General features: G+C 47.7%; 20 protein-coding genes. 13 read left to right on the top strand and 7 right to left on the bottom strand.

The window, feature by feature from the left end; genetic code table 11:
• Nucleotides 1–28 precede the first annotated feature (28 nt).
• Nucleotides 29–3,967, top strand: a complete 3,939-nt coding sequence (locus tag C6H66_RS02170; RefSeq protein WP_339417055.1) for an RHS repeat-associated core domain-containing protein — start codon at nucleotides 29–31, stop codon at nucleotides 3,965–3,967.
• A 4-nt stretch (nucleotides 3,968–3,971) separates the two neighbouring features.
• Nucleotides 3,972–4,319 (top strand): hypothetical protein, encoded by a 348-nt coding sequence (locus C6H66_RS02165; protein ID WP_011147332.1) that lies wholly within the window; start codon nucleotides 3,972–3,974, stop codon nucleotides 4,317–4,319.
• 159 nt (nucleotides 4,320–4,478) lie between these two features.
• Here C6H66_RS02165 and murA read toward each other — a convergent pair whose 3' ends face one another.
• The 7 genes from murA to mlaF all read right to left on the bottom strand — a co-directional run bounded on the left by murA (nucleotide 4,479) and on the right by mlaF (nucleotide 9,260).
• Nucleotides 4,479–5,744, bottom strand: a complete 1,266-nt coding sequence (gene murA / locus C6H66_RS02160; protein ID WP_105394678.1) for a UDP-N-acetylglucosamine 1-carboxyvinyltransferase — start codon at nucleotides 5,742–5,744, stop codon at nucleotides 4,479–4,481.
• 51 nt (nucleotides 5,745–5,795) lie between these two features.
• Nucleotides 5,796–6,050: a BolA family iron metabolism protein IbaG gene (gene ibaG, locus C6H66_RS02155; protein ID WP_011148158.1), complete on the bottom strand. Its 255-nt coding sequence runs from the start codon at nucleotides 6,048–6,050 to the stop codon at nucleotides 5,796–5,798.
• A 144-nt stretch (nucleotides 6,051–6,194) separates the two neighbouring features.
• Nucleotides 6,195–6,488: a lipid asymmetry maintenance protein MlaB gene (gene mlaB, locus C6H66_RS02150; RefSeq protein ID WP_105394677.1), complete on the bottom strand. Its 294-nt coding sequence runs from the start codon at nucleotides 6,486–6,488 to the stop codon at nucleotides 6,195–6,197.
• Between the two features lies 1 nt (nucleotide 6,489).
• Nucleotides 6,490–7,119: a phospholipid-binding protein MlaC gene (gene mlaC, locus C6H66_RS02145; RefSeq protein WP_105394676.1), complete on the bottom strand. Its 630-nt coding sequence runs from the start codon at nucleotides 7,117–7,119 to the stop codon at nucleotides 6,490–6,492.
• A gap of 33 nt (nucleotides 7,120–7,152) precedes the next feature.
• On the bottom strand, nucleotides 7,153–7,659 hold the full coding sequence (gene mlaD / locus C6H66_RS02140; RefSeq protein WP_105394675.1) for an outer membrane lipid asymmetry maintenance protein MlaD: 507 nt from the start codon (nucleotides 7,657–7,659) through the stop codon (nucleotides 7,153–7,155).
• Between the two features lie 4 nt (nucleotides 7,660–7,663).
• Entirely contained in the window at nucleotides 7,664–8,446 is a 783-nt protein-coding gene (gene mlaE / locus C6H66_RS02135; RefSeq protein WP_105394680.1) for a lipid asymmetry maintenance ABC transporter permease subunit MlaE, read from the bottom strand.
• A 10-nt stretch (nucleotides 8,447–8,456) separates the two neighbouring features.
• On the bottom strand, nucleotides 8,457–9,260 hold the full coding sequence (mlaF, locus tag C6H66_RS02130; protein ID WP_105394674.1) for a phospholipid ABC transporter ATP-binding protein MlaF: 804 nt from the start codon (nucleotides 9,258–9,260) through the stop codon (nucleotides 8,457–8,459).
• 228 nt (nucleotides 9,261–9,488) lie between these two features.
• Between mlaF and C6H66_RS02125 the strand changes: the two genes are divergently transcribed.
• The 11 genes from C6H66_RS02125 (at nucleotide 9,489) to npr (ending at nucleotide 17,453) form a co-directional block, all read left to right on the top strand.
• Nucleotides 9,489–10,463: a calcium/sodium antiporter gene (locus tag C6H66_RS02125; protein WP_046395094.1), complete on the top strand. Its 975-nt coding sequence runs from the start codon at nucleotides 9,489–9,491 to the stop codon at nucleotides 10,461–10,463.
• 23 nt (nucleotides 10,464–10,486) lie between these two features.
• Nucleotides 10,487–11,455 carry an arabinose-5-phosphate isomerase KdsD gene (gene kdsD / locus C6H66_RS02120; RefSeq protein ID WP_046395095.1) on the top strand — a complete coding sequence of 323 codons (969 nt, stop codon included), beginning with the start codon at nucleotides 10,487–10,489 and terminating at the stop codon, nucleotides 11,453–11,455.
• A 17-nt stretch (nucleotides 11,456–11,472) separates the two neighbouring features.
• Entirely contained in the window at nucleotides 11,473–12,036 is a 564-nt protein-coding gene (kdsC, locus tag C6H66_RS02115) for a 3-deoxy-manno-octulosonate-8-phosphatase KdsC (protein ID WP_036809254.1), read from the top strand.
• Between the two features lie 20 nt (nucleotides 12,037–12,056).
• The gene (lptC, locus tag C6H66_RS02110; protein WP_036809257.1) at nucleotides 12,057–12,635 is read left to right on the top strand and encodes an LPS export ABC transporter periplasmic protein LptC; all 579 of its coding nucleotides are present in this window, start codon (nucleotides 12,057–12,059) and stop codon (nucleotides 12,633–12,635) included.
• Nucleotides 12,616–13,149: a lipopolysaccharide ABC transporter substrate-binding protein LptA gene (gene lptA / locus C6H66_RS02105; RefSeq protein ID WP_036775984.1), complete on the top strand. Its 534-nt coding sequence runs from the start codon at nucleotides 12,616–12,618 to the stop codon at nucleotides 13,147–13,149. The genes lptC and lptA overlap by 20 nt, the downstream gene beginning before the upstream one ends.
• 6 nt (nucleotides 13,150–13,155) lie before the next feature.
• Nucleotides 13,156–13,881: an LPS export ABC transporter ATP-binding protein gene (gene lptB / locus C6H66_RS02100; protein WP_036775985.1), complete on the top strand. Its 726-nt coding sequence runs from the start codon at nucleotides 13,156–13,158 to the stop codon at nucleotides 13,879–13,881.
• Between the two features lie 26 nt (nucleotides 13,882–13,907).
• Entirely contained in the window at nucleotides 13,908–15,347 is a 1,440-nt protein-coding gene (gene rpoN / locus C6H66_RS02095; protein WP_046395099.1) for an RNA polymerase factor sigma-54, read from the top strand.
• A gap of 23 nt (nucleotides 15,348–15,370) precedes the next feature.
• Nucleotides 15,371–15,658: a ribosome hibernation promoting factor gene (gene hpf, locus C6H66_RS02090; RefSeq protein WP_036775988.1), complete on the top strand. Its 288-nt coding sequence runs from the start codon at nucleotides 15,371–15,373 to the stop codon at nucleotides 15,656–15,658.
• Between the two features lie 125 nt (nucleotides 15,659–15,783).
• Nucleotides 15,784–16,251 carry a PTS IIA-like nitrogen regulatory protein PtsN gene (gene ptsN / locus C6H66_RS02085; protein ID WP_036775990.1) on the top strand — a complete coding sequence of 156 codons (468 nt, stop codon included), beginning with the start codon at nucleotides 15,784–15,786 and terminating at the stop codon, nucleotides 16,249–16,251.
• A gap of 74 nt (nucleotides 16,252–16,325) precedes the next feature.
• Nucleotides 16,326–17,177: an RNase adapter RapZ gene (rapZ, locus tag C6H66_RS02080; RefSeq protein WP_036809265.1), complete on the top strand. Its 852-nt coding sequence runs from the start codon at nucleotides 16,326–16,328 to the stop codon at nucleotides 17,175–17,177.
• Nucleotides 17,178–17,180: 3 nt separating this feature from the next.
• Entirely contained in the window at nucleotides 17,181–17,453 is a 273-nt protein-coding gene (gene npr, locus C6H66_RS02075; protein WP_036809268.1) for a PTS phosphocarrier protein NPr, read from the top strand.
• The last annotated feature ends 96 nt before the right edge of the window (nucleotides 17,454–17,549 follow it).

The raw sequence follows: 17,549 nt of genomic DNA, 5'->3' as shown, positions 1-17,549 counted from the left end.
CGGCTTTGTCGGCGCCGCTTACGCCAGTATCGGCGCCGCTATCGGGCAATACGGACAGAATAAAGGCGCCATTATTGAAGGCTCCCCCAATGTCTTTTTTGAAGGCAAACCGGTCGCCCGGGTCGGGGACAAAATTGTATGCAGCGACCACCCCGGCCCGGTAGTGATTGCCGAAGGCGCCAAAACCGTGTTTGCCAACGGCAAACCCATTGCCCGGCTGGGCCACCGCACCACCTGCGACGCCAATATCAACAGCGGCGCGGCGTCCATCGCCCTCACCCAGGAGACCGAAGGCGTCTATGACATCATGGTCAGCAGCGACCGGGCCTTACGCTGGGCCGTGGTGCTGGCCGGCCTCCTCCCCCTGCCCAGAGGGAACAAAAACCGCCTGCATGAAGCGCCCACCCCGTCGGTGAAAAAAACCGGCTGTGACAGTCAGCTCTGTCATAAAGCCGGGGAGCCGGTAGACGTGGCGACCGGCGACTTCCTACAGGTCTGGCCGGTGCTGGCCCTGCCGGGGGTACTGCCGCTGACTCTCAACCGGACTTACCGCTCCACCGCCGCCCTGTCCGGGCTGTTCGGCCCCAAATGGGCCGATGACTGGTCGCAGCACCTGCGCCGCGACGGCGAGGAAACCCACTTCACTGATGGCGAAGGGGTGATTTACACTTTCCACACCCCGGCGGAAAACGTCTTCTCGGTTAACCTCCATGCCGGGCATTATCTGCTCTACGGCCGGCGCGACGGCGAACTGCGCCTGTTCAACCGCCGCACCCAGCAGATACTGAGCTTTGCCGAGGTTCAGGGGGATAAACGCCGCCTGTCCATGATTGAAGACCGCAACGGCAACCAGACGGTTTTTCATTATGATGAACAGCAGCGCCTGACCCGCCTGGTCCATGCCGACACCACGACCCTGGCGCTGCACTACGAACACCGGCAACTTACGGCCATTGACTGGTTACACGCGGAACAACGCCAGCGACTGGTCACCTGCCGCTATGATAACCCGGGGTATCTGGCGGAATGCGACGCCTTTCAGTTTCACCACCTGTGGCATGAATACAGTCCGCAGGGGAACCTGACCCGCTGGCACGACACCGATAAAACCGATGTCACGATTCACTATGATAACGCAGGCCGGGTGACGGCCACCACCACCCCGCAGGGGTACTGGCAGGACCGTTTTGAATATGATGACGACCATCACATCACCACCTATTTCGATGCCGAAGGCGGCTGCACCCGCTACCACTATAACGCCGACGGCCTGGTGACCCGCCAGGTCGACCCGCTCGGCCATGAAACCCGGACCGAATGGGATTTCAGTTGCAAAACCGCCGAAACCGACCCGCTGGGCCGGACCACCGCGTATGAGTACAGCCCTTACGGCGAGCTGACCGCCTTGCTGTCACCCACCGGGGACCTCACCGCTTACGATTACGATGAATACGGCCAGCTCACCCAGGTCACTCAGCCGGATGGGGCCTGCTGGCGGCTGCATTACAGCGAACAGGGCAACCTGGCCTCGGTTATCGACCCTCAGGGACGGGTTGAAGAGACCCGTTACGGCCCGCGTGGGGAAATCCTGCGCCAGGTCTTGCCCGACGGCCGCACCTGGCGCTACGGCTATGAACGCCAGCAGCTCAGTGAAATTCGGGCCCCGGACGACACCCTGACCCGGTTTGACATTGACGGCCTGGGCCGGCTGCTTCAGATTACCGACGCGTTACATCAGCAGACTCACTATCGCCACAGCCCGTTTCACGCCAGTCCGGCGGGCAGCGTCAGCGAGATTCAGCTGCCGGACGGCCTCCGCCAGACGATTGACTACGACAGCGAGCGCCGGGTCTCGGCGGTGACTGACGGAGAAGGCCGGACCACCCGCTACACCTATGATGCCTTTGACCGGCTCAGCCGCCTCACCCGCCCGGATGGCTCGGCCCTGACTTTTGGCTATGACCGGCTGACCCGCCTGCAAACCGTAACCAACGAAACCGGTGAAACTTACCACTACACCCGTGACCCGGCCGGCCGGGTTATCAGCGAAACCGATTTTACCGGCCGGACCATTCATTATCAGTATGATGCCGCCGGGCGCCGCCTCACCGCCCGTTACCCCCATCACCAGCTGCTGCGCTGGTGCTACACCGACGACGACCGCATTACCCGCCAGGAAGCGTGGCAGGAAGAGGACGACCGGTGCACGTTATGCTCAGTCACCAGCTACGACCACGACGCGCAGGGACGACTGATACGGGCCGCCAACCCGGACGCGGTGGTGGCGTTTGAATACGATGAGGCCGGCCGCCTGACCCGGGAGACGATTAACGGACGCGCCGTCAGCCATCAGTGGGACCCGATAAGCGGCCTGCCCACCGGATACCGGGCGGACACCCTGCCCGCGGTCAGCTGGTACTACGGCCTCAACGGCCGGCTGATGCAGTGGCAGCTGGACGGCCATGCCCCGTTGCAGATGCGGCATGACGGGCTGGGCCGGGAAACCGAGCGGGAAAGCGCCGCCGGTTTTATCCAGTCACACGCTTACACTCCAATCGGGCTGCTGGCCCATCAGACCGCCGGACGCAGCTCCGACTGGTTCAAACAGACCCTGTACGAGGCCGACCCGCATTTCCCGCCGCGGGGCAGCGCAGTGACCCGCCACTGGCATTACACCCCGGCCTACAACGTGGCCTGCCTGGAAGACACCCGCTGGGACGAGACGCGCTACGGCTACAATGTGAATGACCAGGTGGTGACCGCCCAGTTTGGCGGAATGCGGGCCTGTGATGAACTGTTTGTGTACGACGCCGGCCAGCACCTGCATTACCAAAAACGGGTGCCGGAACGGCTCAGTGAAGACCTGCGCCAGAGCTACCACACCCAGCAGGCGGGGCGGGTGATTCAGCACGGCGCTTGCGCTTATCGCTACGATGAAAACGGGCGGCGGACAGAGAAAACCGAACAGCGACGGGGGTACCGGCCGCGGACCTGGCGCTACCGCTGGGACGCGCAGGACCGGCTGACCGGGTTTATCAGCCCGGAAGGGGTGCGCTGGCGCTATGGCTATGATGCCTTCGGGCGACGGATTAGCAAGCGGAAGGAAACAGACACCGCCGGACCGCCAGTGAAGCCGACCGCGATAATCGGCTATGATTACCTGTGGAGCGGGGAGCAGCTGATTGAAGAAACGCCGGTGTATGCGGATGGCACTGTCGGGTATGAACAGAGCATTCACTGGCTGTATGAGCCGGGCACCCTGACCCCTTCGGCCCGGTTTGAAAAAGGCCAGCTATACTATGTGGTGAGCGATCACCAGGGGACCGTGCGAGAAATTCTGACCGAAAAAGGGGAGCTGATCTGGGCCGGCCGGTTACTCACCTGGGGCGAGCCGGAATGCTGGCCGGTGCTGACGGTCAATGACCCGCGGAACCTGACGTGTAACCTCCGGTTCGTCGGCCAATATGAAGACACGGAGAGCGGTTTATTTTATAATCGGCACCGGTATTACGAGAGTGAAACAGGCCAGTACTTATCGGCAGATCCGCTGAATCTTAGTGGCGGATTTAACCCGTACGGCTATGTCCATGATCCGGTCAATTGGGTTGACCCGTTCGGGTTAGCAGCTTGTTCAACACAAAAATATGAAGTTAGTTCATTCGATGATTTACAGAGACGTTCTAAGGTGGGTGATAAATTAGATATCCACCATGCGGCTCAAAAACATCCTGCGGGGCAAGTAATTACTGGTTATGATCCTAAAGTAGCTCCATCAATAGCTCTCCCTAGAGGAGAACATAAACTGATTCCTACAATGAAAGGACCATATACGGGATCGGCTAGAGATTTATTGGCAAAAGATATTAGAGACTTGCGCAATTATACTAATGCTCCTCCTTCAGCAATAAAAGATTTGCACAATTTAAATAAAGAAATGTATCCAGAAGCCTTCACTAAAATAAGGTAATAAGATGAATTCTCAACTATTTGTAGATATATTAAAGCTTGTAGTAAGAGATGCTGCTATCGAAGACACTATCTCAATACTTGAATCTCCCCCAGGTAGGAAACCACAAAGGGAACTAATTGAACTATCTGATTTTTATAATGAAAAATCGAAGGAAGAGAAAGAGATAATCAATAAAATAATAAGAATAGTAGCTGATAATACATTGTTCGGTATTCTTTGTGTTATTGATGGTGTACGTGCAATAGAAAATGATGAAAATAAAGGTGAGCTAATATTGACCTATAAAAAGGAAAGTATAGTTAACTTAAATAAAAATAGTAATCTGCACGATATATATAATGCTAGTTAATTAATAAAGCCGGAAGATCCCCGAGATCTTCCGGCTTTATTATGATCTACCGTGGCGCATACCCACGGTAAGTACCGATCGAAGCTTACCGATGGCATCCTTAATCGTAAGCGATGAGATGGGTGAGTGCTTCCTGTTTTCAACGATAAGAAAACAAAATTACTTTCCCGTTGATTTCACTCGTTCAATGTTGGCGCCAAGTCCGCGCAACTTATCTTCGATATGTTCATAACCCCGGTCAATATGATAAATACGGTCAACAACCGTCACGCCTTCCGCAATACAACCCGCCAGAACCAGACTTGCTGATGCGCGTAAATCCGTCGCCATGACCTGAGCACCAGATAATTTTTTAACACCATGACAAAGCACGGTATTACTTTCAATTTCCGCATGCGCCCCCATCCGAATTAATTCAGGGATATGCATGAAACGGTTTTCGAAAATAGTTTCGGTGATCATCCCAGCACCTTCCGCAACCAAATTCAGTAAGCTGAACTGTGCCTGCATGTCGGTCGGGAAACCTGGGTGCGGAGCAGTACGTAATGTCACCGCTTTAGGGCGTTTACCGTGCATATCGAGGCTTATCCAATCTTTACCAATTTCAATATCAGCACCCGCCTCACGTAATTTAGCCAATACCGCATCCAGCGTATTAGGCTGAGCATGACGGCAAACCACTTTGCCACCGGATATCGCCGCCGCAACAAGAAATGTCCCCGTTTCAATCCGATCAGGTAGTACACGATATACACCACCACCTAGACGTTCTACGCCTTCAATGGTGATATGGTCTGTGCCCGCCCCTGTAATTTTTGCACCCAAGGTATTGAGGAAATTAGCCGTATCTTCGATTTCAGGTTCACGTGCTGCGTTCTCAATAACTGTTGTCCCTTCTGCCAACGTTGCCGCGGTCATAATCGTGACTGTCGCTCCAACGCTGACTTTATCCATCACAATGCAAGCCCCTTTCAGACGTCCATTAACGGAAGCCTTGACGTAGCCCTCTTCCAGAACAATTTCAGCACCTAACTGCTCCAAGCCACTGATATGCAGATCAACCGGGCGAGCGCCAATCGCACAACCACCCGGCAAAGAAACTTGTCCCTGACCAAAACGCGCCACCAAAGGACCTAACGCCCAAATAGATGCACGCATGGTTTTCACTAGCTCGTAAGGCGCACAATATTGATTCACACTGCGAGCATCCACAAATACAGAACCATTACGTTCAACTTTGGTCCCAAGGCGATTCAATAATTTGATAGTGGTATCAATATCTTTCAATTCTGGAACATTTTGCAACTCAACAGGCTCTTCAGCCAACAACGCGGCGAACAGGATTGGCAATGCAGCATTTTTTGCCCCGGAAATAGTAACCTCACCCGACAGACGAGTGGGCCCTTTCACACGAAATTTATCCATCTGTGACGACTCTCTTTATATAATTTGCTGTTCGCGGCGAGGCAAACAACATTAAAAACCGTTGAGCTTGCGATCCCGTTTCCAATCATCCGGCGTATAGGCTTTAATTGACAAGGCATGAATACGATTATCAGCAATGTATTCCATTAAAGGCGCATAAACAGCTTGCTGCTGTTTTACCCGACTCATACCGGCAAACATTTCACCAACCACAATAACCTGGAAATGGCTGCCATCTCCGTTAACGATGACTTCATCCAGTGCTAATTTATCCATCAGCACTTGCTTAATCTCATTAGTATCCATAATTGCTCAATGTTCTGTAGTTAGAAATGATAGTCAGCCGTCTATCCTAATAGAATCCTGCTTATTCTTAAACTATGAAAACGCCCTTGTAACATTTCTGCTTACAAGGGCGCTGATTGTACAGATAATTAATGAGATTATCGGTTAGCTATCCATGATTATGTCTTGCAGATCATAGAGCGTAATCAGGGTGTTAAGCCGTTCATCAATGCCAGAAAAGCGCAATTTATCCCCTCTCTTTTGCATATGATGTTTGAAACGAACTAAAAGAGCTAACCCGGTAGAATCCACATATTCAAGTTGTGACACATTGATGCTGTCAATATCAGCCAATAATTTCTCTTTTTGCTGCCAGAGAGGAAGCAAACTATCACGATCCAAAGTGCCCTTGAGAATCAATGTTTGCCCTGTTTTTTCCCAGATCAGACTCTCACCCATCTTATTTTTTCTCTTCCAGTGTGATTGGCTGTCGGGCGCTGATTTTAAGCTGCTTAGTCAGGCCCTCAACACCTTGCTGACGCAAGATAGAAGCCCATTCACCCTGTTTAGTTGTAATCATACTGACGCCTTCAGCAATCATATCGAATGCCTGCCAGTGACCAGTTTTGCTGTTTTTGCGCCACTGGAAATCAAGACGGACAGGAGGACGGCCATTCGGATCGATAATATTGACACGAATAGCAACAACATCGCTGTCCCCCAACGGTTTTTCAGTGTCAATCTGGTAAGTTTGATTGTGATACATTGCCAGAGCCTGCCCATAAGCCTGTTCTAGATAAGATTCAAATGCAGCAAAATAAGCCTTGCGCTGCTCTGGAGTTGTATCTTTATAGTATTTCCCCAGAACTAATGCGCCGGCATATTTGATGTGGACATAGGGCAGTAGTTCTTCTTTCACTACTTGACGCAGATAATCTGGATTTTGACGAATTTGTGATTGGCTATTTTTCAAACGAGTGAAAGTCTTTTCCGCCGCTTCCTGCATCAGCTTATAAGGATTCGTCTGATCAACCGCGCTCGCTAATGGCGCAATAACCAATAGCGCCACCATTAATAATCTCTTCAACATAATCGGTTCCTCTTAATGATATTCAGTTGCTGGCTAGGGTGTCGGCGTGTGCTCTGCCCCACTTTGGGCATTATCGCCACTCTTATACAAGAACTGGCCGATAAGATCCTCAAGTACCATTGCTGATTTGGTATCCTGTACGCGATCACCTTCTTTCAGAATACGGGTGTCCATATCGGGATCTTCAAACCCTATATTCAGGGCAATATATTGTTCACCTAATAGGCCAGAGGTACGGATGGAAAGAGAACTGGTATCAGGGATACTGTCATACTGCTTCATAATATCCAGTGCCACTTGCGGCGTATAAGTCTTTTCATCAAGAGAGATACTTGCAACTCGGCCAATCACCACCCCCCCAATTTTTACCGGGGAACGCACTTTCAGACCACCGATATTGTCAAAAGTTGCGTATAAACGGTAAGTTGGCTGGTTGCCTACCGATTTAATGTCTGCCACTTTTAGGCATAAAAAGACGATTGCAGCCAGTGCAATCAAGACAAAAAATCCAACCCAAATTTCACTTTTCTTGCTTTGCATTGACTTAGTTCCCGAACATGAGTGCTGTCAGCACAAAATCCAAACCTAAAACTGCTAACGATGCATGAACCACCGTTCTGGTCGTTGCTCGGCTGATCCCTTCCGAAGTAGGGATCGCATCATAACCATTGAATAGAGCGATCCAAGTCACAGTAATGGCGAAAACGACACTTTTAATAAAACAATTCAGCAAATCTTTCTGCCACTCGATAGCAGACTGCATTGAAGACCAGAAGAAGCCACTGTCAATCCCCTTCCAATCAACACCAACTACCGCTCCTCCCCAAATGCCTACCGCCACAAAAATCAAGGATAATAGCGGCATACTGATAAACCCTGCCCAGAAACGGGGAGCTATCACTCGCCGTAGTGGATCTACCGCCATCATCTCCAGGCTGGAAATTTGTTCCGTGGCTTTCATCAAGCCGATTTCTGCGGTTAAGGCTGATCCGGCACGACCAGCAAACAACAGTGCCGTGACCACCGGCCCCAATTCACGCAACAGAGATATCGCCACCATCATACCAAGACTGGCTTCCGCGCTGTATGTTGTCAGTACCAGATACCCCTGTAGGCCAAGCACCATGCCAATAAACAGCCCTGAAACGATAATAATCAACAATGACCGAACACCCACGCTGTAAAGTTGCTGTCGGAGTAACGGCCATTGTTTGGCGGGTTCTGGCCTGCCAATTATCGCGCGGAAAAACATAAAACCAGCACGACCAAAAGAGGCAAATACCTCAATGGCCCGTCGGCCAAGTGCCGCCAGCGCCTGTGTTAACATTAACATCCCATTATCCTAATAACTCAGTTTTATAATCCCCGGCCGGGAAACGGAAAGGTACCGGCCCGTCAGCAATACCATCAAGAAATTGCCGTACTCGTCTATCAGAATTAGACCGCAACTGCTGCGCAGTACCCTCAGCAATAATCTGTTGTTCAGCGATAATATAAGCGTAATCCGCAATGCTCAGAACTTCCGGTACATCGTGAGAAACCACCACACAAGTCACACCAAGCGCCTTATTCAGCTCATCAATCAACTTCACCAAAACCCCCATCGTAATCGGGTCCTGGCCAACAAAAGGCTCATCAAACATAATCAGATCAGGATCAAGTGCAATCGCACGAGCCAGAGCCGCACGCCTTGCCATACCACCGGAAAGTTCGGAAGGCATCAAATTCGCGGCGCCACGTAACCCTACCGCCTCTAATTTCATCATTACAGTAGTCTGTATAATTTCCTCAGGCAGGTTCGTATGTTCACGCAGCGGAAAAGCGACGTTCTCAAAGACACTGAGATCAGTGAATAATGCCCCAGATTGAAACAGCATACTCATCTTCTTGCGAGCAACATACAGGCGCGAACGGGATAAAGCAGGAATATTGTCGCCATCAAACCAGATTTCTCCGCGTTCAGGACGTAACTGACCGCCAATCAATCGTAATAGTGTCGTTTTCCCTATCCCAGAAGGCCCCATAATTGCAGTGACTTTCCCTCTAGGCACAACTAGATTAATATCAGCAAAAATCGAACGGCTACCACGGGTAAAATGCATACCACGGATCTCGATGAGATTTGCTGTCTGTTGGTTCATTATTGATAGCCCTTAACGGTTAATAAATTGGCTTTAATATTTGGTTCACATATTAATCACATATACTACAAAAAAACTGGGGAATTTTCGCCATTAATGTGATGACAAATTTTACTTTTCTATCCGCCGCCGTCAGAATATACCCCATCTAACTGGGCAGACAGTTTTTGTTTAGAAAATCAACCAGCGTTAACATTAATTCGGAATATACCTTACAAGGGACGCTTCATGCTTCTGACCTTTTTACTTTTAATTACCGGATTGATTTTACTGGTATATGGTTCCGATAGATTAGTATATGGTGCTGCAATTTTTGCCCGTACTCTGGGGCTGCCTCCATTTATTATTGGTATTACCATTGTTGGCATTGGAACTTCCCTGCCCGAATTAATGGTTTCAGTTACTGCAATGCTAGATAGTCAACCTGATATGGCGGTGGGTAATGTTATTGGTTCCAACATTACTAATCTGCTACTGATAACCGGTGCTACCGCATTTATTCGCCCAATGATAGTAAAATCAGATATTTTGCGGCAGGAGCTGCTGTTGATGCTACTGCTCACCGCCTTCTGTGGTTATTTGATGAGTGATAACTATCTCAGCCGGATGGATGGATTGGTATTGCTCACTTCCGCCATAGTGTATATTTTACTGATGATCAAAATGGTTGCTCTACCACGCCGTGCCGAAATGGATATTTACACGCAGGAACAGGCCGCCGAATTACCGGTAGAAGGCAATAAACACATTGCCCTACTTTGGATTCTATTAGGGTTACTTATTTTACCTATGGCAACTCGCATGGTCATTGATAATGCAACCGTTATTGCTCGCATTTATGGTATTAGTGAATTAGTGATCGGGCTTACTGTACTTGCGGTCGGTACTAGCCTGCCAGAATTAGCAACCTCAATCGCCGCCGCATTCAAAGGCGAAGATAACATTGCATTCGGAAATATTATAGGCTCGAATATATTCAATATATCAACTGTTTTGGGCCTTCCCGCGTTACTCTCACCAGCAGCTATTTCGCCTGAATCTTTCCATCGTGACTTTTGGGTAATGATGGTAGCCAGCACAATATTTACTGCATTTTGTTTGGGTCGTAAACATCGATTAAACCGATTTAAAGGTGTCTTGTTATTAAGCTGCTTTATCGCTTATTTTATCGTACTGTTTATTTCCGATTACAGCATTGAATAAACACGAATGAGTAGGAAAAAGAAATGCCTAAGATTGATTTTCAGCAAGCGGGTAAAAAAGTATTAGACATAGAACGTAATGGATTGGCGAAACTTGAACAATATATTAATGAAGATTTTGCCCGTACCTGTGAACTGATGTTCAACTGCGAAGGTAAAGTGATTGTCATGGGGATGGGCAAATCCGGCCACATTGGGTGTAAAATTGCTGCAACTTTCGCCAGCACCGGTACTCCATCCTTTTTCGTTCATCCGGGAGAAGCCAGCCACGGCGACCTCGGCATGATTACACCTAAAGATATTGTTTTAGCCATCTCAAATTCTGGTGAGTCCAGTGAAATTTTGTCACTGATCCCAGCATTAAAACGCCAAAAAATTCCGCTTATCTGCATGACTAATAATTACCACAGTAGTATGGGGAAAGCCGCAGATATCCACCTGTGTATCAAAGTTCCACAGGAAGCCTGTCCGCTAGGTTTGGCTCCTACAACCAGTACTACTGCAACGTTGGTTATGGGCGACGCTTTAGCGGTTGCATTGCTCCAGGCACGCGGCTTTACCGCTGAAGATTTCGCCCTATCACATCCAGGCGGCACTCTTGGACGCAAACTTTTGCTACTGGTGAGTGATTTGATGAATACAGGCGATAATATTCCAAAGGTTCATCGTGATGCGTCCTTACGGGAAGCATTACTCGAAATCACCCGGCAAAAATTAGGTATGACCGTCATTTGCGATGAAAATATGTATATTGATGGTATTTTTACTGACGGTGACTTGCGGCGAGTGTTTGATATGGGGGTCGATTTGTACAATGTCAAAATTTCAGATGTTATGACAACAGGTGGTATCCGTATCAAACCGCATGCCCTTGCAGTTGATGCATTGAATCTAATGCAGTCACACCATATCACCTCCTTACTGGTCGCAGAGGAAAATAAATTGCTTGGGGTATTACATATGCATGACCTGCTACAAGCTGGTGTGGTTTAACCGGAGAAAACGCCCTAATGAGCCAATTAGTTTATTTGGACACCTGTTATGGTCCAGTTAGTAAAGATGTTATTGAAAAAGCCCGTAAAATCCGCTTGTTGATTTGCGACGTTGACGGTGTTCTGTCCGATGGCCTGATATATATGGGCAATAACGGTGAAGAGTTAAAAACATTTAATGTTCGAGATGGTTACGGAATTCGCTGCTTAATTACTTCAGGTATCGAAGTCGCTATTATTACCGGCCGTACAGCGAAATTGCTGGAAGATCGAGCAAACACACTAGGGATTACACATCTTTACCAAGGACAGAGTGATAAGGTTTTGGCGTACAAAGAATTGTTAGATAAACTGGGATTAAAACCAGAACAGGTTGCTTACATCGGTGATGATCTGATTGATTGGCCGGTCATGGAACAAGTGGGGTTATCTGTCGCTGTGGCAGATGCACATCCTCTACTCTTACCAAAAGCGCATTATGTCACCCAAATTGCCGGGGGACGCGGTGCGGTAAGGGAACTTTGTGATTTGGTGCTTTTTGCTCAGAATAAGCTGGAAGAGGCCAAAGGATTATCAATATAGTAGGTTGAAGTGAAACGAGAATGGATAGAATCAAATCCTGGTTGGTGATAACTCTGGTATTAATCATCCTAGCATTAATTGGCTGGAACTTGTCTGATTCAGATGAGACTAAATCATCTTCTGCTACAGATAACAGTCAGCCAACCTATCAAAGTCAGGATGCCATAACTTTTGTTTATGACCCTACGGGGAAACTGACGTATAAACTGGTCGCTGATGACGTCCAAAATTATGCAGAGTCAAAACTTACCTGGTTTACCAAACCAGTGTTAATTACTTATGACTCAAATGCCATTGCTACATGGACAGTTCGTGCTAACAAAGCCAAACTGACTAATGACAGAATGCTCTATCTTTACGGCGACGTACAGGTTGACAGTCTGACTAATACGTCACAATTACAACGTATTACCACAGATAACGCTATTATCAACCTGGTAACTCAGGATGTTTCATCTGACGATCAGGTCACACTGATTGGTGTCGGGCTAAAATCCGTCGGTATGAAAATGCGTGGCAATCTGCGGAATAAAACCGCTGAACTGATTGAAAAGGTTAACACCTACTATGAAATCCAACATGAAAAACAGAATCCGTAATGCTTTTATTGCCAGCGCCATCTTTGCAGTCAGCCTTCCTGCTCTGGCACTGAAAGATGACACCCAGAAACCTATTTCTATCGATTCTGTTAAACAAGCCCTTGACATGACAGGGAACACTGCCACATTTACAGAAGATGTGATCGTTAAACAAGGTTCTATCGATATCCGCGCTGACAAAGTTGTTGTAACTCGTCCAGATGGCGACTCTAAAAAAATGATTATTGAGGCATTTGGTAATCCAGTCACTTTCTATCAGCTACAGGACAATGGCAAACCAATCAAGGGCCGCGGTTCCAAAATGCGTTACGAAATGGATAAAGAGCTGGTTACACTGACTGGCAATGCCTATTTGGAACAGCTAGACAGCAATATAAAAGGCGATCGTATCACCTATCTAGTCCCAACTCAGCAGATGGAAGCGTTTAGTGATAAAGGTAAACGAGTGACCACCGTCCTACTCCCTTCTCAGTTACAAGAAGAAGGCCCTGGGGCTAACAACAAGAGTAAATAACGATATATGGCAATACTAAACGCAGAAAACCTGGCAAAAGCTTACAAAGGCCGTAAGGTCGTTGAAAATGTCAGCCTAAATGTAAATTCCGGCGAAATTGTTGGCCTGCTTGGTCCGAACGGTGCCGGGAAAACGACGACTTTCTATATGGTCGTCGGTATCGTTTCACGGGATGCCGGGACAATCACCATTGATAATGAAGATATTAGCCTACTGCCGCTTCACGAACGGGCACGCCGTGGTATTGGTTATTTGCCTCAGGAAGCTTCTATTTTCCGTCGTCTAAGCGTATTCGATAACCTGATGGCTGTATTGGAAATCCGCCAGGATCTGACTCAAGAGCAACGAAAAGAACGTGCCGAAGAGCTGATGGAAGAGTTCCATATTAGCCATCTACGTGACAGTCTTGGTCAATCGCTTTCTGGAGGTGAACGCCGCCGCGTAGAGATTGCCAGAGCGCTCGCAGCCAATCCTAAATTTATTTTGCTGGATGAGCCTTTTGCCGGCGTAGATCCTATCTCGGTCATCGATATCAAGAAGATCATTCAGCATTTGAGAGACTATGGGCTAGGGGTCCTTATCACAGACCACAATGTCCGTGAAACATTGGATGTATGCGAACGTGCTTATATTGTCAGCCAAGGGCATCTGATTGCTCACGGCACACCTAATGATATTCTTAATAATGAACAGGTGAAGCGCGTTTATTTAGGCGAAGGTTTCCGGCTCTAATTAGCCAGGAGAATTGATTTAACGCTATGAAGCAAAGTTTGCAACTCAGGCTTAGTCAGCAACTGGCTATGACACCACAGCTCCAACAAGCTATTCGTTTGTTGCAACTTTCTACGCTTGAACTCCAGCAGGAAATACAACAAGCGCTAGAAATGAACCCTTTGCTTGAACAGGATGAAGATCATCAGGAAATCAGCAATCAGGAACTTCCCGATAATGAAACGGAAGCTATGGATACGCTTGATGCCTTGCAACAAAAGGATATGCCAGACGAGTTACCCTTGGATGCCAGTTGGGATGAAATTTACACCGCTGGCACACCTTCCGGGACACGTAACGACTATAACGACGATGAACTGCCGCTTTATCAAGGTGAAACCGTTCAAACCTTGCAAGACTACTTGATGTGGCAGGCAGAGCTAACCTCCTTCACGGAAACCGATGCGGCCATTGCGACATCAATCATTGATGCCGTAGATGACACTGGCTATCTCACTGTGCCATTAGAAGATATCCTTGCCAGCATTGGCGACGATCAACTCACCCTGGCAGAAGTAGAAGCGGTGCTAAAACAGATACAACATTTCGATCCTATCGGTGTCGCCGCTCGTGATTTAAAAGATTGTCTACTGGTCCAGCTATCAATGCTTCCGCCAGAAACACCTTATCTGAAAGAGGCGCAACTGATCGTTTGCGAACATCTGGAGCTATTAGGTCATCGGGATTTCCGCAATTTAATCCGTCTGAGTCATTTGAAAGAAGATACTCTGAAAGAAGTCATCAGTTTAATCCAGTCACTTGAACCAAAGCCCGGTCTGGCAATAAACACCGGCGAATCTGAATACGTCATCCCCGATGTACTAGTTCGAAAAGAGAGCGAACACTGGCAAGTAGAATTAAATACAGATAGTATCCCCCGTTTACACATTAATCAGCATTATGCAGAGCTTGGGCAACATACACGCAATGAAAGTGACAGTCAGTTTATCCGTAATAACCTACAAGAGGCTAGATGGCTTATCAAAAGCCTGGAAAGCCGGAATGATACTCTGCTGAAAGTTGCGCGTTGCATTGTAGAACAGCAACAGGAATTTTTTGAGCATGGTGAAGAACATATGAAACCTATGGTTTTAGCTGACATTGCTTTCCAGGTTGATATGCATGAATCCACCATTTCCAGGGTGACTACCCAAAAATTCCTGCACAGCTCACGTGGTATTTTTGAATTGAAGTATTTTTTCTCCAGCCATGTCAATACAGAAAGTGGAGGCGAAGCCTCTTCAACTGCAATACGGGCTTTGGTGAAAAAACTGGTAGCAGCGGAAAACCCCGCCAAACCATTAAGTGACAGCAAACTGACGAGCATGCTAGCCGATCAAGGCATCATGGTTGCCCGACGGACTGTCACAAAATATCGAGAGTCGTTATCCATTCCGCCATCAAACCAACGTAAACGTCTGGTTTGAAATGAACAGAGAAGGAAGACAATATGCAACTCAAAATAACCGGCCACAATATTGAAATTACTGATGCATTACGCGACATTATCACTGCAAAATGCAGCAAGCTGGATCAATATTTCGACAGGATCAACCTGACTCAGGTAATCCTCCGAGTGGAAAAGGTACAACAAATCGCCGAAGCTACTGTACACATTAACGGAGGTGAGTTGCACGCATCATCAGAACATGAAGATATGTATGCAGCAATTGATGGACTGGTCGATAAACTAGCGCGTCAATTAACCAAACATAAAGACAAACTGAGACATCATTAACAGTTATTTAACAAAGAATGTAGTAACAACAGCAGAATATTGCTGTAAAACAGTGCGCAAATACCGGATGTCACAGATATTCTATGGCATCCGGTATCAATGAGGCACCTAAGTGAATAGAAAAAATGAATAATCAAGCAGATTTACTACTAAGTTCTGTGCTTTCTCTCGCATGTACGCGCAATAATGTACATTGTTCGAGCAAAAAACGGGCTTTAGAGATTATCAGTGAGCTAGCATCTCAGCAGCTTAAGTTACCAGAAAATGTCGTATTCGAAGCAATATTAACCAGAGAAAAAGTAGGTACTACTGGAATTGGCAGTGGTATTGCTATCCCTCACGGTAAATTAGATGCAGAAAGCTCAGATCAAGCAGTCGGCGTTTTCCTAAATCTGGAACAACCCATTGCTTTTGATGCAATTGATAATCAACCAGTTGATTTGCTGTTTGCTTTACTGGTTCCAAATGATCAATGCCAGACGCACTTACACACATTGTCATTGATCGCCAAACGTCTTGCAGATAAAAACCTCTGCCGCCGTTTAAGATCGGCACAAAGTGATGAAGAATTATACTCAATTATCACTGAATAACTGTTGCAGTGCATGGAGAGCAACAGATAAGAGTGGCTCATAATAACCACTGAGAAATTAAGGGGAGTCGCCTCATGGTGCTGATGATAGTCAGTGGCCGTTCCGGTTCAGGTAAATCCGTTGCCTTGCGCGCACTGGAAGACATGGGTTTTTATTGTGTAGACAACTTGCCGGTAGTATTACTACCGGAATTAGCAAATACGTTGTCTGACCGCGATATTTCCGCCGCGGTGAGTATTGATGTAAGAAACATGCCGGAATCCCCTGAGGTTTTCGAAGAAGCCTTGACTAAACTACCAGAGAGTTTCTCACCGCAATTACTGTTTCTTGACGCTGACCGTAACACATTGATCCGCCGTTATAGCGACACCCGCCGTCTGCATCCGCTATCAAGCAAAAATCTTTCTCTGGAAAGCGCGATTGATCAAGAAAGTGATCTGCTGGAACCCCTTCGTTCAAGAGCAGATTTGATTATCGACACTTCCGAAATGTCAGTTCATGAATTGGCCGAGATGCTAAGAACGCGTCTGCTAGGCAAACGGGAACGTGAGTTGACAATGGTGTTTGAGTCTTTCGGCTTCAAGCATGGCATTCCAATTGATGCCGACTATGTTTTTGACGTACGTTTCTTACCAAACCCACACTGGGACCCTAAATTACGGCCAATGACCGGCCTTGATCGTCCCGTAGCCGCTTTCCTCGACCGTCATACGGAAGTGCATAACTTTATCTATCAAACCCGCAGTTATCTTGAACTCTGGCTGCCTATGCTTGAAACCAATAACCGCAGCTATCTAACCGTGGCTATTGGCTGTACCGGCGGTAAACATCGTTCCGTTTACGTGGCAGAACAGTTGGCCGATTATTTTCGCTCCCGAGGCAAAAACGTACAGTCGCGCCACCGTACTCTCGAAAAGCGAAAATAAATAATGACAGTCAAGCAGAGGCTTGAAATCAAAAATCGGCTGGGAATGCACGCCCGGCCAGCAATGAAGCTGTATGATTTAGTACAGCTCTTTGAGTCTCATGTTGTTTTACGCAATGATAGCCATGTTGAAGCCGAAGCTAGCAGTGTAATTGCTATGCTGATGCTGGATTCAGAAAAAGGCAGCTATATTGAAGTTGAAGCCAGCGGCCCAGATGAAGAACAGGCTCTTGCAGCCATTATTAATCTATTTAATTCGGGATTTGACGAAGAATAACGTTGCTCACTCACCTGTGGATTATCATGTCCTTTACTGTTTTCATTAGCAACACAAAACAGTTCGTGATCATGATCTCTTTCTTTTCCAGTAAGA

Origin of the sequence: Photorhabdus hindustanensis (assembly GCF_002968995.1) — a bacterium.
GTDB classification, from domain to species: Bacteria; Pseudomonadota; Gammaproteobacteria; order Enterobacterales; family Enterobacteriaceae; genus Photorhabdus; species Photorhabdus akhurstii.
The sequence above is the reverse complement of the archived record's forward strand: the minus strand, read 5'-3'. Positions and strand labels throughout refer to the sequence as shown.